This window comes from Sphingobacterium sp. BIGb0165, from assembly GCF_024810095.1.
Lineage (GTDB): Bacteria > Bacteroidota > Bacteroidia > Sphingobacteriales > Sphingobacteriaceae > Sphingobacterium > Sphingobacterium detergens.
Map to the genome: position 1 here is coordinate 342,035 of NZ_JANUEB010000003.1, position 25,150 is coordinate 367,184.

The 25,150-nt window shown below is 39.4% G+C and carries 22 protein-coding genes, 1 tRNA gene and 1 riboswitch; of the genes, 8 read left to right on the forward strand and 15 right to left on the reverse strand.

Annotated elements, in window-relative coordinates; genetic code table 11:
• Window positions 1-11: 11 nt before the first annotated feature.
• Window positions 12-908: a 1-aminocyclopropane-1-carboxylate deaminase/D-cysteine desulfhydrase gene (locus M2408_RS07965; RefSeq protein ID WP_259180639.1), complete on the reverse strand. Its 897-nt coding sequence runs from the start codon at window positions 906-908 to the stop codon at window positions 12-14.
• Between the two features lie 57 nt (window positions 909-965).
• Here M2408_RS07965 and M2408_RS07970 point away from each other — a divergent pair, with 57 nt between their 5' ends.
• A complete protein-coding gene (locus M2408_RS07970) occupies window positions 966-2,012 on the forward strand; it encodes an RluA family pseudouridine synthase (protein ID WP_120260821.1) in 1,047 nt (348 codons plus the stop codon).
• A gap of 20 nt (window positions 2,013-2,032) precedes the next feature.
• Window positions 2,033-2,899: an aminotransferase class IV gene (locus tag M2408_RS07975; RefSeq protein ID WP_259180643.1), complete on the forward strand. Its 867-nt coding sequence runs from the start codon at window positions 2,033-2,035 to the stop codon at window positions 2,897-2,899.
• Window positions 2,900-2,939: 40 nt separating this feature from the next.
• Here the strand turns inward: M2408_RS07975 and M2408_RS07980 are convergent, their stop codons facing one another.
• Window positions 2,940-3,515, reverse strand: a complete 576-nt coding sequence (locus M2408_RS07980) for an NADPH-dependent FMN reductase (RefSeq protein ID WP_259180645.1) — start codon at window positions 3,513-3,515, stop codon at window positions 2,940-2,942.
• 217 nt (window positions 3,516-3,732) lie between these two features.
• On the opposite strand from M2408_RS07980, the gene M2408_RS07985 reads away from it, so the two are divergent.
• Both M2408_RS07985 and M2408_RS07990 read left to right on the forward strand, forming a co-directional pair.
• A complete protein-coding gene (locus M2408_RS07985; RefSeq protein ID WP_259180646.1) occupies window positions 3,733-4,275 on the forward strand; it encodes a hypothetical protein in 543 nt (180 codons plus the stop codon).
• Between the two features lie 309 nt (window positions 4,276-4,584).
• Complete coding sequence (locus tag M2408_RS07990; RefSeq protein ID WP_259180648.1) at window positions 4,585-5,511, forward strand: polysaccharide deacetylase family protein; 927 nt, start codon at window positions 4,585-4,587, stop codon at window positions 5,509-5,511.
• 94 nt (window positions 5,512-5,605) lie between these two features.
• Here the strand turns inward: M2408_RS07990 and M2408_RS07995 are convergent, their stop codons facing one another.
• On the reverse strand, window positions 5,606-6,187 hold the full coding sequence (locus M2408_RS07995) for an alkylphosphonate utilization protein (RefSeq protein ID WP_259180652.1): 582 nt from the start codon (window positions 6,185-6,187) through the stop codon (window positions 5,606-5,608).
• A 172-nt stretch (window positions 6,188-6,359) separates the two neighbouring features.
• Between M2408_RS07995 and M2408_RS08000 the strand changes: the two genes are divergently transcribed.
• Window positions 6,360-7,229, forward strand: a complete 870-nt coding sequence (locus M2408_RS08000) for a neutral zinc metallopeptidase (protein ID WP_259180654.1) — start codon at window positions 6,360-6,362, stop codon at window positions 7,227-7,229.
• Between the two features lie 73 nt (window positions 7,230-7,302).
• Here the strand turns inward: M2408_RS08000 and M2408_RS08005 are convergent, their stop codons facing one another.
• On the reverse strand, window positions 7,303-8,283 hold the full coding sequence (locus M2408_RS08005) for an acyl transferase (RefSeq protein WP_259180655.1): 981 nt from the start codon (window positions 8,281-8,283) through the stop codon (window positions 7,303-7,305).
• Between the two features lie 171 nt (window positions 8,284-8,454).
• Window positions 8,455-9,198 (reverse strand): 3-oxoacyl-[acyl-carrier-protein] reductase, encoded by a 744-nt coding sequence (gene fabG / locus M2408_RS08010; protein WP_120260831.1) that lies wholly within the window; start codon window positions 9,196-9,198, stop codon window positions 8,455-8,457.
• 316 nt (window positions 9,199-9,514) lie between these two features.
• Here fabG and M2408_RS08015 point away from each other — a divergent pair, with 316 nt between their 5' ends.
• The 3 genes from M2408_RS08015 (at window position 9,515) to M2408_RS08025 (ending at window position 12,918) form a co-directional block, all read left to right on the forward strand.
• On the forward strand, window positions 9,515-11,014 hold the full coding sequence (locus tag M2408_RS08015) for a malate:quinone oxidoreductase (RefSeq protein WP_259180659.1): 1,500 nt from the start codon (window positions 9,515-9,517) through the stop codon (window positions 11,012-11,014).
• An 11-nt stretch (window positions 11,015-11,025) separates the two neighbouring features.
• A riboswitch (TPP riboswitch) is annotated at window positions 11,026-11,168 on the forward strand.
• Window positions 11,169-11,228: 60 nt separating this feature from the next.
• Window positions 11,229-11,849 carry a nicotinamide riboside transporter PnuC gene (pnuC, locus tag M2408_RS08020; RefSeq protein WP_259180661.1) on the forward strand — a complete coding sequence of 207 codons (621 nt, stop codon included), beginning with the start codon at window positions 11,229-11,231 and terminating at the stop codon, window positions 11,847-11,849.
• Window positions 11,824-12,918, forward strand: a complete 1,095-nt coding sequence (locus M2408_RS08025) for an acyl-CoA dehydrogenase (protein ID WP_259180663.1) — start codon at window positions 11,824-11,826, stop codon at window positions 12,916-12,918. The genes pnuC and M2408_RS08025 overlap by 26 nt, the downstream gene beginning before the upstream one ends.
• A gap of 123 nt (window positions 12,919-13,041) precedes the next feature.
• On the opposite strand, the gene M2408_RS08030 is transcribed toward M2408_RS08025, so the two are convergent.
• The 10 genes from M2408_RS08030 to M2408_RS08075 all read right to left on the reverse strand — a co-directional run bounded on the left by M2408_RS08030 (window position 13,042) and on the right by M2408_RS08075 (window position 25,134).
• A tRNA-Arg gene (locus M2408_RS08030) sits at window positions 13,042-13,113 on the reverse strand.
• Window positions 13,114-13,509: 396 nt separating this feature from the next.
• A complete protein-coding gene (locus M2408_RS08035) occupies window positions 13,510-14,802 on the reverse strand; it encodes a phenylacetate--CoA ligase family protein (RefSeq protein WP_259180665.1) in 1,293 nt (430 codons plus the stop codon).
• Window positions 14,799-16,463: a C45 family peptidase gene (locus M2408_RS08040; protein ID WP_259180668.1), complete on the reverse strand. Its 1,665-nt coding sequence runs from the start codon at window positions 16,461-16,463 to the stop codon at window positions 14,799-14,801. The genes M2408_RS08035 and M2408_RS08040 overlap by 4 nt, the downstream gene beginning before the upstream one ends.
• Window positions 16,420-17,961, reverse strand: coding sequence for an NAD(P)/FAD-dependent oxidoreductase (locus M2408_RS08045; protein WP_259180671.1), 1,542 nt, complete (start codon window positions 17,959-17,961; stop codon window positions 16,420-16,422). The genes M2408_RS08040 and M2408_RS08045 overlap by 44 nt, the downstream gene beginning before the upstream one ends.
• Window positions 17,954-21,580 (reverse strand): 1-acyl-sn-glycerol-3-phosphate acyltransferase, encoded by a 3,627-nt coding sequence (locus M2408_RS08050; RefSeq protein ID WP_259180673.1) that lies wholly within the window; start codon window positions 21,578-21,580, stop codon window positions 17,954-17,956. The genes M2408_RS08045 and M2408_RS08050 overlap by 8 nt, the downstream gene beginning before the upstream one ends.
• Before the next feature lies 1 nt (window position 21,581).
• The gene (locus M2408_RS08055; RefSeq protein ID WP_259180675.1) at window positions 21,582-22,754 is read right to left on the reverse strand and encodes a DUF2062 domain-containing protein; all 1,173 of its coding nucleotides are present in this window, start codon (window positions 22,752-22,754) and stop codon (window positions 21,582-21,584) included.
• A gap of 6 nt (window positions 22,755-22,760) precedes the next feature.
• Window positions 22,761-23,138 (reverse strand): hypothetical protein, encoded by a 378-nt coding sequence (locus M2408_RS08060; RefSeq protein WP_259180677.1) that lies wholly within the window; start codon window positions 23,136-23,138, stop codon window positions 22,761-22,763.
• A 56-nt stretch (window positions 23,139-23,194) separates the two neighbouring features.
• On the reverse strand, window positions 23,195-23,812 hold the full coding sequence (locus M2408_RS08065) for a hypothetical protein (RefSeq protein WP_259180680.1): 618 nt from the start codon (window positions 23,810-23,812) through the stop codon (window positions 23,195-23,197).
• The gene (locus M2408_RS08070) at window positions 23,790-24,422 is read right to left on the reverse strand and encodes an outer membrane lipoprotein carrier protein LolA (protein WP_259180681.1); all 633 of its coding nucleotides are present in this window, start codon (window positions 24,420-24,422) and stop codon (window positions 23,790-23,792) included. The genes M2408_RS08065 and M2408_RS08070 overlap by 23 nt, the downstream gene beginning before the upstream one ends.
• On the reverse strand, window positions 24,412-25,134 hold the full coding sequence (locus M2408_RS08075) for a polysaccharide deacetylase family protein (RefSeq protein ID WP_259180682.1): 723 nt from the start codon (window positions 25,132-25,134) through the stop codon (window positions 24,412-24,414). The genes M2408_RS08070 and M2408_RS08075 overlap by 11 nt, the downstream gene beginning before the upstream one ends.
• Window positions 25,135-25,150: the final 16 nt, after the last annotated feature.

The following is a 25,150-nucleotide window of genomic DNA, read 5'->3' on the forward strand; positions in this document are numbered from 1 at the left end:
ATTGACCTAGATCAATGAAATGCGAAGCGTTCGTACATCCCGAGTAATCCGGTGAGCCCACCTGTATGAACAACCAGTAGCTGATCTGCTGGTGTGAAATAATCTTTTTTGATGAGATCATCTACAGCATAAAGCAATTTTCCGGTATAAGTAGGCTCGATCATAATCCCTGTACTGCTGATAAAATGCTGTGTGAATGCAAGGAGTTCAGGTGTAGTCTTAGCATACCCTCCAAAATGATAGTCCAGATGTAAAATAGGTGCGGCAAGATGGGGGTAGAGTTGAGCAACTTCATCATTGATAAAGCTGCCGTTTTTGAGTACGGGTACCCCGTGTATCTGGGTGAAAAGATCTTTTTTGTCAATTGCGTTGGCAATTCCGGCAAGCGTAGTTCCGGTACCACAGGCGGTAAAGATATGTTGGTAGTCCTGTTGGAGCTCATCGACAAGTTCGGCACAGCCTTTGGCACCCAAGAGGCCATAGCCTCCTTCATGGACATAGAAGGCCGTTGGATCCTGGCCGAAATAGTCGCTATAGAGCTTTTCTTTGTCCCTATAGGAATCCCGGTCCACATAAATAAGGTGCATCCCGAATAATTGACACATGGTCAGAACCGGATTATTAACCTGTTCGTCACCTCTGACGAAAGCTGTCGTTTTGAGCCGGAATGTCGCACCCGCACAAGCGGTCGCTAGCAAATGATTGCTCCATGCACCACCAAAAGTAACGATATGATTTTTTTTGAGCTGCAATGCCTCCTGAAGATTGTACTTTAATTTTCGCCATTTGTTGCCCGAAATAAAAGGATGGATCAGGTCGTCTCGTTTCAGTGTTACCTTGATGTGCTTTTTTTCCCATAAAGGTAATGTGACTTCTGTTTCGGGGCTATGGATTTTGAATGGAAACATAACATTAAATGAAAACAAATTTAACGAAAATTGTTTCATTTGGTTTATTTTTGTAGAATGACAGAACAAATGGGATCGCAAGATCAAGAAGAACAAGAGTTATTTGAACATCTACGCATTGAAGTGGATAAGGGGCAAGCTTTACTCCGTATTGATAAATATCTGATGAATAGGGTGGAAAATGCGACAAGAAGCAAAATTCAGCATGCCATTGAAGCAGGTTCTGTCATGGTTAACGGAAAAGAGATCAAGGCGAGCTATAAAGTCAGACCAGAGGATGTCATTACGTTGGTATTACCAGATCCACCACGCGATAATGAGGTTTACCCCGAAAATATTCCGTTAGACATAAAATACGAAGATGACGATGTCCTTATTGTAAATAAAGAAGCTGGAATGGTAGTTCACCCTGGTTATAATAATTATACAGGTACATTGGTCAATGCATTGACTTATCATATACAGCAGCTGCCACAGTTGCCGGGAAATTCAGACCGTCCCGGTCTGGTACACCGAATAGATAAAGATACTTCCGGATTGTTGGTGATCGCTAAGAACGAAAAATCGATGGCATTTTTGGCTAAGCAATTTTTCGATCATAGCATTACCCGTAAATATATTGCCTTGGTATGGGGTGATTTGAAAGAGGATGGAACGATTACTGGTTACATTGGTCGTCATTTGAAAGATAGACGTATTATGGCCATGTACGACAGTGAGGACAAAGGAAGATGGTCAGTGACGCATTACAAAGTACTGGAACGATTGGGTTATGTGACTTTGATCGAATGCCAGTTGGAGACGGGGCGTACACATCAAATTCGTACGCACATGCAATCCATTGGTCATCCATTATTTAATGACGCAATGTACGGCGGGGATAAAATATTAAAAGGAACTGTCTTCTCGAAATATAAACAATTTGTGGACAATTGCTTTAACCTGCTTCCACGGCAGGCGCTTCACGCACAGGTATTGGGATTTATTCATCCGACTTCAAAAGAAAATATCTATTTTGAGGTACCATATCCTGAAGATTTTCGTTTAGCTTTAGAAAAGTGGCGTGGTTACGCCGCAAATTCCATGGCTGTAGAAAATGATTAAAATTTAGAAAACAGATAAAGATGCCGACAAACTATATCAATTTTAACGGCAATGTAGTGCCGGAAGAACAGGAAATATTTAGCGTAGAAAATAGAGGCTTTCGCTATGGTGATGGATTGTTTGAAACCATGTTGTATAAGGATGGTGATATTCGTTTTCTGAATTTTCATGTAGCGCGCTTGCAACAGGGGATGGAATTGATACACCTTGATGATGCAAATCTTTTTGATGAATTTTTTATCCGTTCAAGATCGGAAGAACTGATTCGTAAGAATAACATGTTGGGACAGCAAGTGCGTATTCGATTGATTGTATTTCGGATGGGTGGTGGATTGTATAGTCCAACCACAAATAAACCGGGATTTGTCTTGCAGGTACAGCGCATAGAACCCAATCTACGAGATAAGAAAGTCGGTCTGATCGTGGGCTTATATAGTGAGTTCAAAAAGCCTTATAGTGATTTGTCAAAACTAAAATCGCTCAATTCGCAAATTTATGTACTGGCGGGTATCTACAAGAAAAAAATGGCCTTTGATGATGTATTGATCTTAAATCAGGAAGGTTACCTTTGTGAGTCCCTGACCTCAAATATCTTCGTGTATTATGAAAAAATATTATATACGCCTGCGCTATCCGAGGGATGTATCGAAGGTGTTATGCGACGGGTAGTGATGGATATGGCACGGGCTGAAGGGATTGAAGTTGTGGAGGCACAAATAAGCGCTGAAATCATGAAAAGAGCGGATGAGATTTTTTGTACCAATGCGGTACAAGGGGTGCAATGGGTCATGGGCTACAAGCAGAAACGCTATTTCAACAAAATATCACGGATATTGCAAGAAAAGTTGCTGAGTTGGAATTATGATTCAAACGAGGAACAAAGCTAAGTTTGCAGGAAATAATTAATAAACATACAAAAAGCCAAGATTAATCTTGGCTTTTTGTATGTACTATTCTGATGATCCAGTGCTCAAAAGCCTTTTTGAAGTCAAGCAGAAAGTCTTTTGTTTTTTGTAATTCAACTTTTCCGCTCTCGCCGATACAATCTTTTATATTACCAAGATAAGCTTCGGGTTGCTGCATCGGAAAGATATTGACAAATACCAAGGACTGTCGGATATGATGATTTGCACCAAAACCACCATAAGCCCCTGTCGAAGAGGAGATGATAGCTCCAGGTTTGCCATCCCATTTATTCTTCCCGTATGGCCGGGATCCTACATCTATTGCATTTTTTAGTACAGCTGGTACCGAGCGATTATACTCGGGGGTAATGAACAGAATAGCATCCAGTGCTGCAACCTCTTTACGAAACCGGATATAACTTTCGGGCGGATTGCCTTCGTCGTCAAAATCCTGGTTGTATAAGGGGAGATCACCAATTTCAAGAATACGATAGTTAAACTTGTTTGGTGTTTGTTCAAGAATAAAATCAGCTATCTTTCTATTATAGGATTGTTTCCTTAAACTGCCGACGATGATTCCAATGCTGTATGTATTCATACTGAAGTTCAATTAAAGTATTAATAGTATTATTGGTTGAACAATTTGCTCCCTAAAAAGTTTCCCTGTTTTTGAATGTAAAAATAAAACTAAGTTGTTTGTGCTGAATAGATTAAGTTTTTGTTAACAAAAATTAACATTTATCATTTAATCTTTTGCATACAGTTTGTTGTCGTATTGTAAAGAATAAATTACAAAACTAAGGGAGGAGCTACTTATGAAAAAAATGTTTTACACCGCTGCTATCGTTGCAGGTCTTTTTGTGGCTGGGACGGCTGATGCACAGGTAAGTATCAGCGTAAATATTGGGAGTCAGCCAAGTTGGGGACCGGTGGGTTATGATTATGCCCGTTATTATTACATGCCTGAATACAATATGTATTATGATGTACCTGCGAGATGTTATGTTTACTATGACAATGGGGGTTGGATAAGAAGGGCGAGTTTACCAAGAAGATATCGGCATTATGATTTTTATAGGGCGCATAAAGTAGTGATCAATGATCGCACACCTTGGCATCATCATGACCGTTATAGAAGCAGATATGGCCACTCACGGGGCAGACAGGTTTCTATCCGGGATAGTCACCATGGACATGGTGGATATTCCTTTGCAAGTGAACGCAGTGTGAGACGTGATCATTCCTGGGGTGAAAGCAATAGAAGATATAACGATAGAGGAAGAGGGCGTGGACGCGGATACGGAGATAGAGATAATGACCGACACGAGCATGGACACAGAGGGAGACATAGAGATTAATTGGATGTGTCTAGTTTGAGTATCTTAATCGTTTAATAGGAAAGGGACTTGTCGTAAGACAGGACCCTTTTTTTATAGCATTGATTTCGGTTGAGTTAGTCTTTTGGATTGGATAATCTCTAGATAGATGCTAAAATTTTATAACGATATGTTCAATAAAATAAAGTGTAAGGAATAAATCACAGGATATAAAGCGTTGATTCATGAAAATTATCTTAATTTTGCGACACGAGCATATGAAGTGACTTTAATAAAGTAGGACATTTTGTGTGCAAAAGATAGCATGTGGCGTGTAAGTTAATTTATGTAATGGGAAAAGTAATTAAATCAAGCTTTGTATTGATGGGCTTGGGAATAGCTAGTTTAGGATTGTGGTCTTGTAATCAAAACAGCGGTAAAAAGGAAGAAAAGGGTGTTACTGTCGATTCTGTACAGCACAAGAAAGACAGTCTAATTGTTGTGCAGGATTCTATTACAAAAGTGGATTCGCTACGCAAGGATTCCATTACCAAAATGGAGGCGAATGTTTCCTATAGTGGTGCCAAAGATACCACAGTTTTATTGACGGACTCTGTTTCGCCGCGATATATTTACCTTACTTTTGATGACGGCCCGCTTAATGGTAGCCAGTATTTGGATTCTATCGCAACAGCGAAGGGTATCAAGATCAATGCATTTTTGATTGGCGAACATGATAAGATGAGCAAAAAATTGCACGGCTATACAGAGCGGTATAAAAATAATCCGCTGGTCGATTGCTACAATCATAGTTATTGGCATGCGCATAATAAGTATAGTACATTTTATTCAAATCCACAGACGGCGTTTGAAGATTTTGAATTGGCAGAACAATCTCTGGGCCTGGAGCACAAAATCGTGAGACTCCCCGGAAGAAATATCTGGTATGTGGGTGACCGTAAAAAGGTTGATCTAAAAAGCGGCGCTTCTACCGCAGAGCTACTGCACCAAAACGGTTATAAAATTATGGGTTGGGACTGTGAATGGAAGATTAATGGTGTGACAGGTAAGCCGGATTTATCAGTTAACCAGCTGTATACACAGATGAAGAACTTGCTTCGTAAAGGTACATCCTACACAAAAAATAATGTTGTCCTGTTGACCCATGATAATATGTACCAAACGAAAAAAGGCCAGAAATTACTGTCAGATTTAATTGATAGTCTTAAACAACACCCCAACTATCGCTTTGAGTTTATGCGCAATTATCCACAATAGCGGATTTACACAATCTATAAAAATTTAGCCCTAAATCAGTAGTATAAGATTACTGGTTTAGGGCTAAATTTTTATAGCGGAAGAATTCCTCTTCTTAGTTTTGTTTGCGTAGATATTTTGTCAATATGACGATTGTCTGGCCTTCAATTTTTCCTTCGATCTGCTCAATATTATCAGCTACTAATCGGATATTTTTAACCACAGTACCTAAGGTTGCTTTGAGCGAAGAGCCTTTTACATCCAGTGTTTTTGTTAGCACAACAGTATCGCCTTCTAATAATCGCTGTCCGATGCTATCTTCATGAAAAGAAACGTAACCGTCGTTTTCATGATCTCCGGTTTTCTTTGCCTCCGCTAACGTTTCATCATCAAGGTAGAGGATATCGAGTGCTTCGGAAGCCCAGCCTTCATTTTTCAGACGATTTAACATGCGCCAACAGACAATCTGTACAGCAGGGATTTCTGACCACATGGCATTCGGTAGAAATTTCCAGTCTTCAGGGTTTAATTGCTCTGTTTTGTTGAGCTGGTTGGCCAATGTTGCTGAAATCAGTAGGGTGTTATCCAAAGTTGAACTGGTTTCCGGAGGTAATGTATAGGTTATTAAGTCCGTTGCAGTGTCTGTCAGTTCACATTTTCCGCCAGCTCGCGCTAGTAATTGTTCTTCTAATTTCATATCTGTTTCTATAAAAGCCCAAAAATAAGAATATAAATTGTAGTAAGTTGTCGTTGCTAAAATAAAGCTGGTCTTTCTCTAAAAAAAATAGGATGAGCCATTATATTGGTACTGAATTTGTACGCTAACGAAGTTGGAAAAGATTATTAACTGAAATAAATATACAAATCATATGAAATGGCAAGGAGGTAAACAAAGTGGCAATTTTGAGGATCGTAGAGGTATGTCCGGTGGTGGAAAGCTAGCATTGGGAGGTATAGGGGGGATCATCGTATTAGTTATTGGTTTTCTGATGGGGGGTGATCCCATGCAGTTGTTGCAACAGGCACAAAATATGGGTGGACAAACGGAGCAATCTGGACAGCCGCGCGAACTGAACCCTGAGGAAAAGAGGTTGACTGAGTTTTCGTTGACTGTACTTCAGAGTACAGAAGATATCTGGGCTGAGCTATTTAAAGAGCAAATGCAGCAAAATTATACGCCGACTACCCTGGTTTTTTATGATGGTGGTACGCAGACAGACGGTTGTGGGATGGGACAGGCTTCGTACGGGCCATTTTATTGCCCTGGAGATCAGAAAATCTATTTGGACTTGACCTTTAACCGCGAACTTTCCGATAAATTTGGTGCAAAGGGGGAATTTGCCATGGCTTATGTTATTGCACATGAGGTAGGGCATCATATTCAACAGCTGGTCGGATTATTACCCAAAACCAATCAAGCCCGTGGGAAACTGAGTGAACGTGAAAACAACAAGATTTCGGTCATGACTGAACTTCAAGCTGATTTCTATGCCGGTGTATGGGCGCATTACCTCAATGAATACACGGATATAAAAATAGATTATAACGATATCGTGGATGGTATGAAAGCCGCAGAAGCGGTAGGGGATGATAAATTGCAGACGGCTGCGCAAGGCTATGCTGTTCCAGAATCTTTTACACATGGAACCTCAGCGCAACGAATGGCCTGGTTTAAGAAAGGGTATGACTCAGGAGACATGCGCGCCGGAAATACGTTTGAAGACCCAAGTCTGAAATAGTAAGAACAGATTCCATAAGCGCTACCAACTGTAGTATGGTAAAGATAAGCCCTATAAATTTTTATGGGGCTTTTTATTGAACCAATAAATTACAACCTCGAATATCGCTTTGGTCAAAACGCCCCAGTATCTCAAATGAACCATTCTGATATACCTTTCCAAGATCCTGTGTTGCTATAAATGAACAAGAGTAGCGGTTGGCTAAATCGATGACATTAATGCCTCCAGTTCTGTCGGAAGAAATTAAACTCAAAGGGTCATTTGTATCACGAATTAATACTTTCATCCATTTGGGCAAATGGAAAATCCCTTGACCCGAAGAGTACCCCTGTGACAATAATTCGGTCATACCATATTCTGAGTGGATCCCACTGACCTTAAAAGCATCCTCAAGCAGTTGGTGAATTTCCTGTTTCACCATTTCTTTGCGTTTACCCTTCATTCCGCCAGTTTCCATGATAATCAGTTCCGGAAATTCAAAAGCATATTGCTCAATGAAATCAAGCAAGGCATAGGTGACACCAAAAAGGATGGTTTTAGTTCCGTTATCTTTTAATTGAACAAGTGTATCGTATAGCTCCTGATGATTGTAGAGGAAATAATTACTCTCCGTTTGTTTACTCTGTTTCATCAAATCATCGATCATGTAGATCAGGGACGAACCACTTCTTTCCAGATAGGAGGGGAGTAGGGCCAAAACAGCGATATCCGTAATCGGTCCATAGAAGTCTTCGAATATACGTCGAAAAGTGTGCTCATAGATGGATACATCGGCAACAAGATGTTTGGATGTGACCATACCTGTTGTACCTGAGCTTGAAAATACAATTTGGGGATCCATTCCGGCAGCCAGAACTTTTTGTGTTTTGAAAAATTCTATCGGCAGGAAGGGGATCTCGCTATAATGCTTGACTTGATTTTTTTCTTTACCTATCAGCGAAACATAGTCTCGGTAAACCTGACAATGCTGCAGTTGGAAGTGATAAGTTTCTAAACAATGTTGATTAAAGTCGTCTTCTGTTTGAATTGCAAAAAAATCCGTCCAATTCGTCATAGCATTTAAATTTTGATGGACAAAATTAGCTAAAATTTAGAAATATTGGGTAGCAAAGCCAAAGCTGGAGAGTCGGAATAATGTAAAAGCGTCTGCGGGCGAATTTTGGTATTCGGAATAATTATAGAAAAACACTGGTGTCGACTTTAGGACACCAGTGTTTGATATATTTTACAACATACCACCATCAACAGGAAGAACCTGTCCAGTGACGTATGCGGATAAATCAGATGCAAGGTAAAGACAGGCATTGGCTACATCTTCTGGAGATCCAGCACGTTTCAAAGGAATTCCAGCTTCCCATGTCGCGATCACTTTAGGATCCAATATATCTGTCATTTCTGTACGGATAAATCCGGGAGCGACAACATTTGCACGAATATTACGTGAACCCAATTCTTTAGCAATGGATTTGGTGAATCCTATGATACCAGCTTTGGAAGCAGCATAATTTGATTGACCAGCATTCCCTTGGACGCCAACAACGGATGACATATTGATGAAAGAACCTTTACGGTTTTTCATCATTATTTTTGAAGCAGCTTTTGTAACATTAAATACGGATTTCAAGTTGACGTTTAAGACGTCATCCCAGTTTTCTTCCGTCATACGCATGAGCAGACCATCTTTTGTGATGCCGGCATTATTGACTACGATATCCAGGCTTCCAAAATCTGCAACGATTGCATTGATTAATTGTTCTGCTTCTTCAAATTTCGAAGCATCAGAACGGTAGCCGATTACTTTTGTTCCGTAGGCTTGAAGCTCTTTTTCTAGCGCTTGTCCCTTTTCTACAGACGAAAGGTAAGTGAAAGCAACATTGGCGCCGTGTTGTGCAAACACTTCCGCAATTTTTCTTCCAATTCCTTTTGATGCTCCAGTTACCAAAGCAATTTTTCCTTCAAGTAGTTTCATATAAGAGTGTAATGTTATTCGTTGATGTTTTTGCAAAAATGTTAAAACTATATTATAACACAAAATCTTTCGATAAATAACGATTCAAAAAGCAATGGGCTTTTGTCTTATTTTGGATTATTTATTGCCGTATCGATGAACGATATCCTATGTATGGCCTTAGAAAACTGGAAAAAGTGGAATTTCGGTTATGCTTAGGATTATTTTAATAAATCAATGGTATTTTTGAATAAGTGTTTCTAAAAAGTACAGTTTTTTGACAAAAGACTTGGGGGTTTACCAAAAACTATATTAAATTTGCATCAATCACAAAAACATGAGCAAAAAATCAAATAAAGAAGTTGACGTTGTTCTAATCGGCGCCGGGATTATGAGTGCTACTTTGGGTACTCTAATCAATGAATTAAGCCCAGACGTTAATATTGAAATTCTCGAGCGTTTGGATGTTGTGGCGGCTGAGAGTTCTGACGCTTGGAATAATGCTGGTACAGGTCACTCGGCCTTGTGCGAATTGAATTATACACCGGAACAAAAAGATGGTTCGGTAAAAGTTGATAAAGCTGTTAAAATTGCTGAGCAATTTGAAGTTTCTAAGCAGTTTTGGTCGTACTTGGTTGATAAGGGTATTATTGCCCAACCGGAGAACTTTATCCGTAGCATTCCCCATATGAGTGCGGTTTTTGGTGAAAAAGATGTGAAATTCCTGAAGACAAGATGGGAAACAATGAACACCCAAACCTTGTTCAAAGGCATGGAATATACCGAAGATGCAACGCTATTGAAGTCATGGATTCCTTTGATGATGGAAGGGCGGGATGCAAGTGAGAAAATCGCTGCAACCAAGATGGATTTAGGTACCGATGTGAATTTCGGTTCATTGACACGTGATTTGATTAATAACCTAGCAAACAAAGAAAATATTTCAATTTCCTTAAACCACGAAGTTGTTGATATCGAACGTGAAGACGATGGCCGTTGGGAAATCGAAGTGAAAGATCTGAAAACAGGGGTAAAGAGAGAGCTAAAAGCGAAGTTTGTGTTTATCGGCGCTGGAGGTCACTCCTTGTTATTGCTGGAGAAATCTGGTATTCCCGAAGCAAAAGGTTATGGTGGATTCCCTGTGGGAGGGCAATGGTTGAGATGCATAAACGAAGAAATTATCAATACGCACCATGCTAAAGTCTATGGTAAAGCATCTGTTGGTGCGCCACCGATGTCTGTACCGCACTTAGATACCCGTTATATCGATGGAAAACAAGCCTTACTTTTCGGTCCTTATGCTGGTTTCTCAACCAAATTCTTGAAGCAAGGTTCTTATTTTGATTTACCTGCATCGATCAAATTATCCAATATCCGTCCGATGTTATCGGCAGGACTTGACAATTTGCCGTTGACCAAATATCTGATCACGGAAGTCATGAAATCTCCTAAAGATAAATTGGAGTCTCTGAAACAATTTATGCCAACAGCTAAATTGGAAGATTGGGTTATTGAGAAAGCCGGTCAACGTGTTCAGGTGATTAAAAAGGATGAGAAGAAAGGTGGAATTTTGGAGTTTGGTACAGAAGTGGTTTCAAGTGCAGACGGTTCTATCGCTGCGCTATTGGGAGCTTCTCCAGGTGCATCAACTTCGGTGGCGATCATGATCAGTCTATTGAAGAAATGTTTCCCTGAGCGTGCTAAATCAGATGAATACCGCAAGAAATTACGCGAGATGATTCCTTCGCATGGCAAAGCATTAAATGATGATGCTGAGCTTTGTAGAGAGACGCGTATCCGTACGCATAAAGCGTTAAAATTAATTGATATAGATTAATTTCAATAAACAATATACTTATGGGGTGCTCGGAAATGACAATGTCATCTGGGCTGAGATTATACCCAATAAAAGCGATTGTACGACCTTGTGCAATCGCTTTTATATACCTGATCCGGATAATGCTGGCGTAGGGATTTTAATTTCAATAAAAACATCCGTTTTTTCCGCTCATAAGTTTATTATGTAATTACACGAACTAATAAACAATTGAATGACTTCTGATACAATTTTCGAGGCTTTTATTCAGCAAATGCAACAAGCCACCATAGCGGAATGGCTGGGGGTATGTTTTGGTATCTTGCAGGTTTGGTTTTCAAGGCAAAATAAATCGATCAATTACCTCTTTGGGATAATAGGAATTATCATATCAGTATATGTATTATTCCATGCAAAATTATATGCAGAAATCTTGTTGCATCTCTATTATCTGGTGATGAGCATCTATGGTTGGATCTATTGGAAATATAGCAGTGATACGATCGTACCGATCAGTCGTAGTACAGCCCGAGATTGGCAGATTGTTGGTTTTATCTGTGTAGTCGGTTTCCTATTGTTCTATTTTGGTCTGGTGCATTTAACTGATTCGGATGTTCCGTTATGGGACTCTTTTGTTTCCTGTACAGCTTGGGCGGGGATGTGGCTATTGGCAAAACGTAAACTTGAAAATTGGATTTTATTGAACATCAGTAACCTGATGGCAATTCCCTTGCTTATACACAAAGGTCTATTCCTTTATGCTGGTTTAACCTTATTTTTATTTGTGATGGCTTTTAGTGGCTATTTTAATTGGCGGAGAATATTAAGTGATGAAAAAAAATATACAACTGACTGATGCAGCTATCGCTGTTCTAAAAGATCAGCAACGTAAAGCAATTCAGCAAAAGAGTTTGTCTGATGAGCAGCTTGAACTGATATACCTGAACAAGTGGTTTAAAATCTGGGTACCACAATCTCTGAATGGCTTGGGGCTGGATCTGGTTGGCGGGCTTTCCCTGTTGAAGGAGCTAGCCTACCAGGATGGCGGATTGGCATGGACGGTAACTTTATGTGCGGGAGCGAATCTTTTTGTTGGTTTTATTGATCCTGAAGTTGGGCAGGATATTTTCACTTCAAAACAGGTATGTTTTGGCGGAAGTGGGCAGATTGCAGGCATCGCTGAGCGTGAGGGCAAGTCTTATCGCTTGAAAGGGCTTTGGAAATATGCTACTGGAGCACCCCACCTGACACATTTTACCTTGAACGCCTATATCCAGGCGGATGGACAACAACTGTTGGATCAGGATGGAAATCCACTTGTAAAATCTTTCTTTGTCGCGCGTGAATTTGCATTGATTCATTACGATTGGGATACTTTCGGCCTTGAGGCGACGGCATCGCATTCTTTTTCACTAGATAATATACAGGTAGACGAAAACCAGTCTTTTTTTATTGATGCCTCAAAAAGTACACGACCTGAGCTGCTCTATCAATACCCTTTTATGCCATTTGCGGAGTTGACCTTATTGGTGAATTTTATGGGGATGTACCATCGGTTTTTGGATCTGATCGAGAAGTTATTTGTATTGAAGTCCAATCAGGGGAAATGGGAGCAAATGGAAAGTAAAACTGCTTTTCGGAAATTAGATGAAATGCAGCAGGACTATACAGCTAGGGAAAATAGTATCCTGGAGCTTGCGACTCGTTCTTGGGAGAATCTCAAGGATAAGGTTGATAATACCTCATTATATGAGCGTATAGCGATAGAAAGTAGAGACTTTGTGGAGGTTATTTTGTCCAATGTCATTAAACTCTATCCCCATACGGGGATTTCGGGCGCAGCCGCTGACAATGAAATCAATATTTTGTTTCGGAATATATTTACGGCATCTCAACATAAATTGCTGCAAAAGAATTTGTCCTAAACGTCGGGCTAGGCAAGCATGCTGCAATAGAATTTTAGCTGGAGATTTTTGAAGAGCATGGAGTTATAATTGTTAAATAAAAAAGACGATCAATTGATCGTCTTTTTATTGTTAAATAGGAAGTGTCCCCGACGAGATTCGAACTCATATCGTCAGAACCGGAATCTGAAATTCTATCCATTGAACTACGGGGACGTGTCGCAAAGATATACTATTTTCTAGATCTTACAAATAATCTTTGCTATAAAATTTAAACTTTTGAGTGGGGAATTTCTGGCGTATATCTCTCTTGTTTTTTAACGTCCCCGCTTTTATAATTTGCGTCATTCCGCTTTTCTTTGCTAACTTTTTGTCTATTAATATTATGCGTAAAAGTAAGCTCCATTCGCCCTGACCAATTAGGATATTGTAACCTGTTTTCATCAGGTATGATGGACTCAATATCGAAATCTGAGCGCTTATTTTTTTTTACTGACTACAGAACAAAGGCCGTTAATGATAGACCTATTTAAAGCAGATTTGTACGATTAAATTGTCAATAGTCAAATTATCGTTTTCTTTTATTGAGCTTACTGTTTATTTTTACCAGACTTACTGCTCTCTTTTATCAAGCAAATACGTCGGTTTTCTGTTCAGTGGATTATAAATTTTACTAATTAGTATCTCTTCCCGTTCAAATTCTACTGTAGGAATTACACGTAATTTAGCTTGAAAGCTATCTTTTATTTCCTTTAATAAAGCGGCATTTTCTTGTTTGGCAGAGATTAAAACTCGAATATCGTCGGTACCAATTGCTGTGCTGGATATCTCAATCTGATAATGTTCAATCTCTTCATAACTGGCCAATACATCAAACATTGCTGGAGGAAACAAGGTGGTTCCCTTATATTTGATCATCTGCTGTTTTCTTCCTTCGACTGGACCTATCCGATAGCTGTTTCTGCCACAGGTGCAGGGGGCGGCATGCCGTCTAACCATATCACCGGTTTTATAGCGCAATAATGGCATTGCCTGAATACCTAAAGTTGTTACAACAAGCTCACCAAGTTGCCCATCAGGTACGGCATTGCCATCGTTGTCCAGTATTTCCGTAATAATCAATTCTGGATGCTGATGACCACCATTGAAAGCTTCACATTCAGTAAATGCCGAACTCATTTCGGTGGAAGCATAGGTGGAGTATAGGGCAATATTCCATTTCTCCTGAATACGTTTGGCCAGTTCGTTATCTTTTAATTCGGCTGTTCTGAGATTTTCACCAATGCAAATAGCCACTTTCACAGAGCTATTATTGTAATCGATGTTGTGCTCTTCGGCATAGGCGATCATTTTAAGTAGGAACGAAGGAACAACAACGAGAAATTTAGGTTTAAACTGTTGTATTGAATCCCATTGCATTTGTGGTATACCGGCTCCGATACGGAGTATTCCTGCGCCAATTTTACGGAGACCGAGGAAGTAGGCCAGACCAGCCATAAAACGACGATCTAAGGTTGTCATGATCTGCACACGATCGCCCTTTTGTATACCAACACGTTGAAATGAAATCATTTCATTGTAGGCAAGCCGCTCCAGATCTGCATCCGTAAGTCCGAATACAACCGGCGTACCTAATGTTCCGGAAGTCGTAGAATAGTCAATAATCTGATCTTGGGGAACGCATAAGAAATCCCAGTTGAACTGTTGCAGCTGTTCTTTGGATGTGGTTGGAAGTAAGGGCAGGTCTCTGATACCACGAATGCTTTGAATATTGATCGCTTCAGTTTTGAATAATCGTCTGTAATAACTTGAATGCGTATTTAAGTAGTTTAAAACAGTCCTAAGCTTTTCATCTTGAAAGCTGGTTATTTCCTCAATACTTGCTTGTTCTATGTTTGGGTTCATCGATGATCTCCTTTCTTTTCGATCTTTCGGATATATGAAGCAATATTTTTTTGATCAACCGCAGTTGTTACTTCAAGTGAATTAGCCCGTTGGAATTGGTCCAATGCTTCTCCGTATCTTTTTTGATCGAAATAGTATTTTCCTTTTTTATAATAAACAGCCCAAAACAATGGGTTTAATTCTTGATAGTCCTGCCATTCCGATTCAGAAATCGATTCTTTGGTCTTTAATTTATGGTCGATAATACGGTCTAAAATTCGATATTGCTCATAATTCTGATAGGTCTTGCTATTTAAAAACGGATCCTGAGGGATATTCAATTCTGCACTTGATACCGAATGACCGGCCTGATGTAAAGTACTGTCAAATATCTTGTTGAGGTCATAACAGACAAATTCGCCAAGCTGATAAGGATTTGCTGATACCCAGACAAGACGTTTTTCGGGTTGGAAAACAATGCCATGATGTGCTAAAAGTTGGTTTAGGGCCTTTTCGTTGCCTAATCCTATTTCCTTATTTTTTAAACCATTCCGGTCCCTTAATATGGTAGCGACCTCATTAGGAGTGAGTTTGTCATGTTCCCGTAGCTGCGCTGTCAACAATTGATAGCGATAGGTACTGTGGCCTTCCTCAATTTGCTTTAGGTTGCGCTTGTCCGAACGATATGCAGGGCTTTGGAAATGGTTCGTGCACAACAGATGGTTCGTGTTTTCAGATTCGTATACATCAAATTTATGTGGCGACATTTCAATTAAAATTGCCTTTCCTTCATCTGCGGAACCAATCATCAACGATTCCGAAATAAAAATGGGGTGTTTTTTTGCAATAGCAATCGCTTCTTTAAAATTTCGTGCATATTGGAGAATTTCTCTTGCCACTATAGATATTGGGGTTTTTGCGGCCCAAGGAATAGAAGATTTCCCCGCATTAAGTGTCACTGTAAGTCCTGCACGATTCATTCCCGAGACAACACCGATCATCCCGGCCCAGCCGACGGAAAGAAAGGCATAGCCAGAATCAGGTTTAACAATGGAAATGAGCTTATTTTTACTAAAATCATCACCGGCATAAAAATCAAAATTTCGGCCGATAATTAGGCCTCCATCCGCGGACTTCTGATCCCAGGCCGCCAGAGAGGAGCAACCGACCAAAGCAAGATCCTGAAAAGCATGGCCCAGGTCGTGTGCACCGTGTAGAAAAAGATTACGTTGATAGGGATCCATTAGCGCGTCATAACGTGGAGAAGCATAGGTTGACAAAGCAAAAATCTCCTTTTTATATTCCGATGGGATATATTTATGGATCTTACGATTATAAATTTTTGTCAGTCGCATCATCAATTTCTGTTTCTTCGTAGAGGGTATAAATTCCTGTATTTTAGAAAAGAATGCATCTTCCTGATAGGCATATAACGATCGTGTAAGTAAACCTGTTTTTAACCCGATTTCCATTGGATTTCCAGTGACATAGAGTTCCCAAAGTCCCTGTCTGTTCTGTAGCAGGAAATTACTGTCTACAGCAATGTAATTGCTTCCCGAATCGGATAACTTCAGTTCTGGTATAGTCTGTGTTTCAAATTTAGCTTTTTCTTTCAATGCACCATTCAGTGTGCATGAACTACATAGCAATAGTATCCAGGTCGTTAGCCACAGCTGTCTCATCGTTCTCTTTAAATAGGTCATCTTCAAATTCCTTTCCAAGCATCATTAAGCAACAGGAGAAAGCTGTAATCGTAACCCCCAATACACCATGCATCTTGACATTTTGCCCCGTCAAAAATAAATTTTTGACTTTTGTTTTTGTAGAAATCAAGCTGTTCAAGGGATATTGGTGCTCTTTCAGGTAACCATACATATTGCCTTCCTCCGCACCGATAAAGTCGCGATAGGTCAATGGGGAAGAGGTATGGACCGATCGGATTGCATCCTTTATATTCGGGAACAAATGCTGTAGCTCTTCAATAATTTGATTGGCTTTTGCGGTTTTAAATGCTTCATAACTATCTCCTCTGGTACTCAGTTGCTGTATAATCGAGCGATTGAAACTTTCATCCCATTGCTGTACTTCTGCTGCTGTCATATAGCACATCACGGTCATTGTACTGCAAAAGGTTTGATCTTGATCGTTACGGCTCATGGACATGACCAAAGGCGATTGATCGTGATCATACCACACTGACTTTATATTTTTATAATGGTATATATTGTAGTTTTGGTAGGGAATAAGATCATCCTTACAGACGATGTAGACCGAAAATACAGAAGGACTCAGGGGGAGGCTGTGGATACGTTTGACATAGGCCTGTTTCTGAAAACGTTCAGGAAGCATCGCAAAAGTATGACGAAGATTGATATTTGAAACAAATTCATTTGCATAAATCAATTGCTGATCATCTGTACGTACAGCTTTAATCAACTGTTCCTCCATTTCTACACCGATAACTTCTTTGTTTTTCAAAATATCACCGCCATATTTTCGCAATTGGCGTATCAGTAATTTTGCGATTTGACTTCCTCCATTTATGCATCGCCAAGCAGATTGAATATAGGAGTTGATGGTCAGCGCATGGACATAAAGTGGCGTACTCTCGGCCTTGGCAACATATAAGAAATTGGAACCAACAAGAACAGCTTTAAGTAGTTCATTATCGGTCAGCTCATCTAGGAAAGATTTTAATGAGGTCCCTAGTACGGTTTCATTGAATCCAAAGCTTTTCCGAAGATTATACATCGGAAAGGAGTTACAGATTTCCTGTATTTTTTTGCAGTAATTTCTTAAAGCTTCTTCTTCTTCCGGAAAATAGGGGAGCAATTGATTGATGAAATTATCATAACCCTGAGCGTGCGGGTAATTGATAGGATCTCCTTCAAATGAAATTCGGTCATATTCATCGATATCCATGCGCTGGATGGCTAGATCCTGCATGATGCCCAGGTAATCAAAATATTTATACAGGTTTTCACCTTCACCTAGCCCGCCAATATAGTGTACTCCAGTATCTAAGATTTCCTTGTCGCGTACAAAGGTCTGCAGATTGCCACCATATTGATTGTTCTTTTCAATGACACATACCTTGCGCCCAAATCTGGCCAGCAGTACAGCGGTAACGAGACCGCCGAGGCCTGAACCGATGATCACACTATCATAGACCTTACCCATTCGTTTTTCTCTTTAATACATAACTGTGCTGGTCACTAAATACCTGTTCAAAACCTAGGTAGCTCGGTGCTTGTACAACATCATAATATATGATCGTCTGTACTGAATCCGCAATTTCATAGTTTTCGTCGTTACTCCCGAAAATCACTACATCTAGTTTTAATTGACTTTCAGCAAGATGTTTTAGATAGGTTAATTTACGTTTTCGAACCAAATAGTTATTTGCCGCAATAATGCGTTTTTCTGAATCCCGGATAAAGGTTTCTATTTGCCGTTGCGCCTGTTGCATGATTAACAAAAATTCAATATGACCATAATTGTCTCCAATATGCAAAATTTTTGCATTTGCTGCAATGAATTTATTCCATGCAGCGTAGGATGTCTGAAAGCGGTCAAAGGCGTTTAGGCTGACTTTTTCTATTTCACTTTCTTTATAACGATAGTTTAAACTGATTTTTTCTCTAAAATAAGCTGGATTTTCAAACTCATTTCTAATATCCGCAAATTGTTGTTTAAAAAAGCGACTGATATTTTTACAACGCAGGGTATAATTGTCACCAAATTGCTGATCTGCGGCAGGTATCCTTTTCCCTATGACTGTGCTTAATGTACCGTCATAGATAATAAAATCGCCTTTAGGACATACATCTGCAGCGCCATGGATGTAAATTGGGATGATATCCAATTGCAATTGTTCGGCCAGATAAAATGCTCCTTTGTGAAATCGTTGTATATCATTGGTCGCCGATCGTGTACCTTCAGGAAAGATAACGATAGAAAACCCTTCGTCTATCCGTTGCTTTAATATTGTTTTGGTCTTTTCCAGATCATCATCTAACATCAAAAATCCGGCCCGCCGAACCACTCTTCCAAATACTGGTGACTTATAAACCCATTCGTTGGTGACAAAAATGCATTTTGGCATTAAACGCCCGATCAGCAAAGTATCCAATAAGGAATTGTGATTGGCAATAATGATCGCCGGTTTTTTGAAATCTTCTCCGTGTGGATTGAATTGCTGCTTTTTGACAAAAGGATTTGATTTTAGGACGGAATCCCCAAAGCGGGACATGAGCCTTGTTATCAGGGCTCGGTTGCGGATAAGACTGAAAATAAAACCGGAAACAACACTTCCGATGATGTAATAGCTAAAGGAAAAGATAGCGAATAATCGCAAACGCAGCGTCAATGGAGAACGACCTGCTGCTGGCCTACGGCTAAACAATAACCTAAAAATAATAGGATAGAGAACGAAGGTGTTTAAAACGGCGGCGGTTACCCCGAGTAAGGAGACTGCGGAAATAGATTTTAACGCCGGATGTTTGGCAAAAATTAGTGCACCGATAGCCAGAATTGTGGTCAATACGGCAAGGAGAATGGATGTACGGTAGGTTGGCATCTCATCTTTGCCGGTACTATATTCTTTTTGTAAGGCCGCTGTCATGAATATCGCAAAATCCACACCATGACTGAAGACTAATGTACATACGATGGTGCTGAAAATATTGAATTCAAGATGAAATAGACCCATGAGTCCACCGGTGACCAATCCTGTCAATGCAATGGGGATCATACTGACCAATGCCAGCTCAATACTCCGAAAAGACAACCAGAGAATAATAAATATCGCGATAAAGCTGTAATTAACCAAGGTATTGAAATCATTTACGAGCTGGCCTAGAAAAGTTTCGTTCATCTCTTTTCGGTCAATCACAACAGTAGTTTTGTTGTTGAATTGCCCGATCAGATTTTCTCTGTATTTTTCCGTTGTTTTTACGACAGTATTTGCTGTAAGAAATCCATTTTTTGAACTCAGATACTCCGATAAGATACCATTATTTAGCGTGCGGTACTCAGCTAATGATATGGCTGAGTATTTTTGATCCAATAGATCAAAAAAAGCTTGATATGCATCGGGCTTAAATCCAAAGGCAGCGCTTGAACGGACAAGATTGCTGCGGATTTCTTTTTTGCGTGTCTCAGTCCAAAAGGCATTCCATTGTGCAATTTTTGCCTCCTGATCCTTTTTTGATAAAACAATTTCACCTATTGAGCTAATGGATGTGATTGTTGTATCTTGCTTTAACCTGTGATATAAGACGGTATTTTCGGAAAGAACCTGTTCGGAATTATTACCGTAACTTATTAAGAATAATGATTTTCTTTGCTGTTGCGCAGAATTTTCGAGCTTTTGCTCTGCTTCCTGAAGCTCCCTTGGGAAAAAGTTTAATGCCGACAGATCTTTATTGAAACCCACCCGCCAAAAAGTGAATAAACTAACAGCAACCAACAGATAACTAAAGATCTGTAGGGTTTTATTTCTCTCGAAACTGAAAGCAGATATGCGATCGATAAGATGATTTTTATCATCCGAACGTTTATTATTGGGCTTATATATATGTGGAATGAGAATCAAGGAAAAAACTCCTGAAAAAAGAATGGCAATAAATGCGAAGATTCCTAAGTCCTTCAGCGCTTCGGAATTGACAAATAAAAGGCAGAGAAAAGATACCGCTGTCGTTCCGGCACTCATCAATATCGGTTTGGTGATTTCTTTATACAGATGCTTGATATCCTGCGTTTGTTTGAAATGCGTCATGATATGGAGCGCGTAATCAATGGTAATACCTATCAGGACCGCTGCGATGGAGATCGATATAGCCGAAATAGTACCTCTCAGAAAGTAGAGAAATGAGAGCGCTAATAAAGCTCCAAATAATGATGGGATAAAGATGATGACGGGAATTTGTATTTTCTTATAAAAAAGAATCAAAATCAGCATCAATAGACTCATCGAAATAAGGATCGTTGTCTGGATATCCGTTTTGATTTGTTTTGCATTGGCAACAGCCACCAGTGAAGCTCCAAAATAACTTAATTTGGATTTCTTGTTATAATGCTGGTTGAGATCTTTTTTGATCCGGTTGAGTCCGTCGACAAAAAGGACATTATGTTCAGTCTCTGAACCCGAATATTTCGGATTAATAAAGAGTAATAGTTTGCTTGAGTCTTTCGTGATAATATAACCATTATAGAGCTGAAAATCACCGGCGATATTGAGTTGTTGGAATTTTTTTAGCGCTAAGAAACCAATTCCCAATGGATCCCGTTGTATAAAAGATTTTGCGATAATACTGGTGGGGGCAATTAATGCTGCGTAATTAGCCGCAACTGTCTGGGCTATGCTATCGCTGGAAAGTCGCTCTTCGATTGATTTATAATCGTTTCCATCAAGCAGGGTAGGCAACTGCCCGTAGACGAATTTCATGGTGTTCTCCATTTCTTCGTCACTAATCTGTCCTTGGATAGCCTGATAGTAGGGGGCAAGAGGTGCGATGCTATCTGAAAAAGAGTTGGCCATGTCAACCATATCATCAATTGAAGCATCTTTCTCCCGCTCGATGATGACACTGATTTTATCAGAAAATTTCAGTTGCGCTAATACTTTGGCTATTTCGTTTGTTCGTTCGTTTTTCGGTATTATCCGGGTGATATCTTCTTCAAATTTCAGTTTCAAAGCAAAAAATCCGGTGGCAAGCAAAAAAAATAGTGCAATTAACCAGGCAATATAGGGCTTCTTCTTAAAAAATAAATAGAGCTGATAAAAATAGTGCTGCATATTAACGTCGTTGATTTAACCTTAATAGAGTAAATGATGAAAGTCCAAATAGAACAGCGGTAAACAGGGCTAGAGCAAGACTGCCAAAGAGATATTGTAGAAAGTGCTCAGATATGGATTGGAAATCAATATTGCTATAATCTCGCAGCGGTCTGGCATTCGGAATGATCAGTTTGCCGGTCTGTATAGATCCCCAAATGATCAATGGTATCATAGGCGGAATACTGACATTTGAAAAGGCAAAGCAGAGTCCTTTGTTAAGCCTAAAAATGGAAGCGAGAAAGATGGACAGAAAAGACTGAAACCCCCAGACTGGAGCAATGCCGATAAATACACCCAATGCGATGGAGATAGATTTAATTAGATCCGAATCATTGGTGCCTAGAATGTCTTCTTTTAGAAATTGCTTAAAGCTTTTTTTTTTGAAACTTTGGAAAGCATTTCTCGGGAATATATAAAGTAGGCTGATCAATACCAGGAATGTATTAAGTATACTGATTCGGGTGAAGTCTTTAAATGGTCGAAAATGGGAAACTCTCTCCGAGGGGTCGTAAAGTATTTTAATGGGTACATTTTTTACGTTAACACCCTTCCATGCTGAGCGAACAATTACTTCAATTTCGAGTTCAAACTTATTGGTAAATAGTTTTTTAGGTATGAGGTCCAGCGGATATAAACGATATCCAGATTGCGTGTCTGCGAGCTTGATGCCCGTTTCAAACCAAAACCAGAAGTTTGAAAACTTATTACCAAAGCTACTTTTTTTTGGTATTCCGGCCTGATCCATCTGACGTTCACCAATCAATAGAACCCGACCATCACTCTGGTCAAGGGCATTAATAAATGTTGGAAGATCATCGGGGAAATGCTGCCCATCTGAATCTATTGTTATCGCATAGTGAAAACCTTGTTTTCTGGCCAATTCAAAACCTATTCGCAATGCCTTTCCCTTACCCGAGTTTTTATCAAGATGCTGTATCTCAATGGATGGATACTTTGCCAAAATTTCGGCTGTAGCATCTGTTGAACCATCGTTGATGACGATGACCTGTGCGGTGTATAACAATACACCATCCAGAACCCGCTGCAAAGTTTTTGCATTGTTGTATGTAGGAATTAGTACACATACATCTGCTGGGATCGCCATTTCAGGGATAGGTTGCGAATTTAACATAGCTATTTAAATGGAATGAGTATAGCGATGAAAAAAGAGCTCCATTTTTAATGCGATAGTTTCGTCAAAAGAGCAATTGGCTTTGATCTGGATGGTATCAGCTTCTTTGATTGCTAACTCTAAACTTAGATTTGGATGAACGAAAGGATCTATGATCGCATAAAAACGAATGTTTTTTGCGGCGCTCATACGCAGCTTTGATTGAAGTAAATCTTCACTTATATTTTTAATGATCTGTAACATGCATACCCCCGGTGTAACCGGTCTGTCCGGAAAATGTCCATTAAAAATAGAATGATTCGGATTAAGACTTATTTCCAACAAGTGTTTTCCATCTGCACTCAATCGACGTCCATGTATCTTATAAAAGTCTGCTAAAACCATGTCCCAAATATACAGCTTTATTTATTTTTCGTAAGCTGAGTTGTGTATCAAGTCAGTTAAAATGGAATATTTACAAAATCCATTTGCAACTTGATACCATGATGCTGCATACTAAACTTATCGAGTTTGCCGATGGAATCAGTGCTCAATTGGATTTTGAGTTTTGGTTTATATTTAGATGCGGTTTCAATTTTGGCTAATTTCCCCTGGTCGTTTAGATCCAAAAAATATCGCTTCCCATCCATTGTGCTTAAAAATTGTCGCGAAGATGAATCTTGGTATGTAATTGGGTAATTCACTTGTGTTAAGGTCCTAAAGTCTTTAACAAGCGTATTGATGATGATCTTTTTGTTGAGATCCTGCATGATATAGTTGACCTGATGCTTATCCTTGGCAATCGTCATATCAAAGAGTGTATTCCCTAGGTCAGAGGTAAGCACAATGCGGTGTTCCTGCTGATTTATTCTTTTAGCCACAAACATACCCGAGAACTCTTTTTTATAAAAGCGGATCGTTGCCCGATAGAGACGTTCATCATTTAGATCTGCAAAATAAGGGTTCTGAATAACTGTATCCGCTTGTTTGTAATCCTGCTGTGTATGGTTTGGGTAGTATACTCTACAGCCGGTTAGGAGCAATAGGAGTAGTGTACTAAAAGCTAAATGACGCATCATCGATGGGCTGATTGATCTGTTTGTTTTTGAAAACAATTTTTGTGTAATCTTTAGATGGTTCTATTAATTGTACTTCAGATACCGTGAGCTGCTGATTATTAAAATAAAGAATAACTGTCTGTATATAAGTGGACAATTCTTTGGTTTTGGGCGATAATTTTGCAATCCGCTGGTTTTTATTTTTATAAAATGTGATATTGAAATCATTTGCCGAAAAAAGATCGCCGCTGATACTACCAATGATCATTTTATTGATTTTCTCAAATTTCTTATTGTTGCCCAGATCCACTTTATTCTTCTTGCCCTGATCATTTATGAGCACTTTATTGTCTTTGAAAAGAATCCCATATTGAATGGGCTTATTATATTTCCACAATAATTTATTTGGATTTTTTAGGAGCATTGATCCGCTGGACGTAATTTCCTTCGACAAAAAATCCAGGTGCTTGTATTGCACAAAGTCTGTTTTTAATGTTTTAATTTTTTGCGCTTCGGCTACTACCGTTTGTTTGAAGTTGCTGATCTCAGCATTGGACATGGCTTCTTCTTGCGCTTTTGTGTAAGCAAAATGAAATAAACAAATAATGAGTAGAATGAGCTTAGTTTTCATATACTTTTTGATTTAAAAAATCTTCTAAATTTAACGCTTCTAGTTTGTTTGTCTGTAATTCTATCAATAAACTTTTAACAACATGGACCGTTTTTTGGGATGTATCATGCAACAAAATGATCTTACCGGGGCGGAGTCTTTTCTTTATGCGTTTGAAAATTTTATTTTCATCTCGATTTAGGGTATCCAAAGAGCGGATACTCCAGCCGATCGATGTCATTGCGCAATAGCCTAGTGCTTTTGCAATATGCGGATTACTGACACCAAATGGCGGTCTATACAGCAATGTTTTCTTTCCTGTTATTTTCTCAATCGCCTGATTTGCATGTTTCATTTCGACAGCAACGCTGTCACTGGAAAAGAAACCGATCGAATTAGGATGATTCATACTATGGTTGGCGATGACATGTCCCCGCATAACGATTTGTTTTGCTATTTCGGGATATTTGAGTACCTGCGAGCCGATACAAAAAAAACTGGCTTTAACACCGTACTGATCTAATAAATCCAGAATTTCCAGCGTATAGGGGCTAGGACCATCATCAAAGGTGATGGCGATTTGATTCGTACTTGTCTTACGGTCACAGGTGGAGTGCATAAAGAAATTCAACCGGAGGTCAAAAGCCCCCCAGGATAAGGTGCCGATATATAGTAGCAATACAACAGGGAATGGATAATAGAGCTGATATTCTTTCCATAGTAATATTGCCATTAAAAGTAGTGCAATG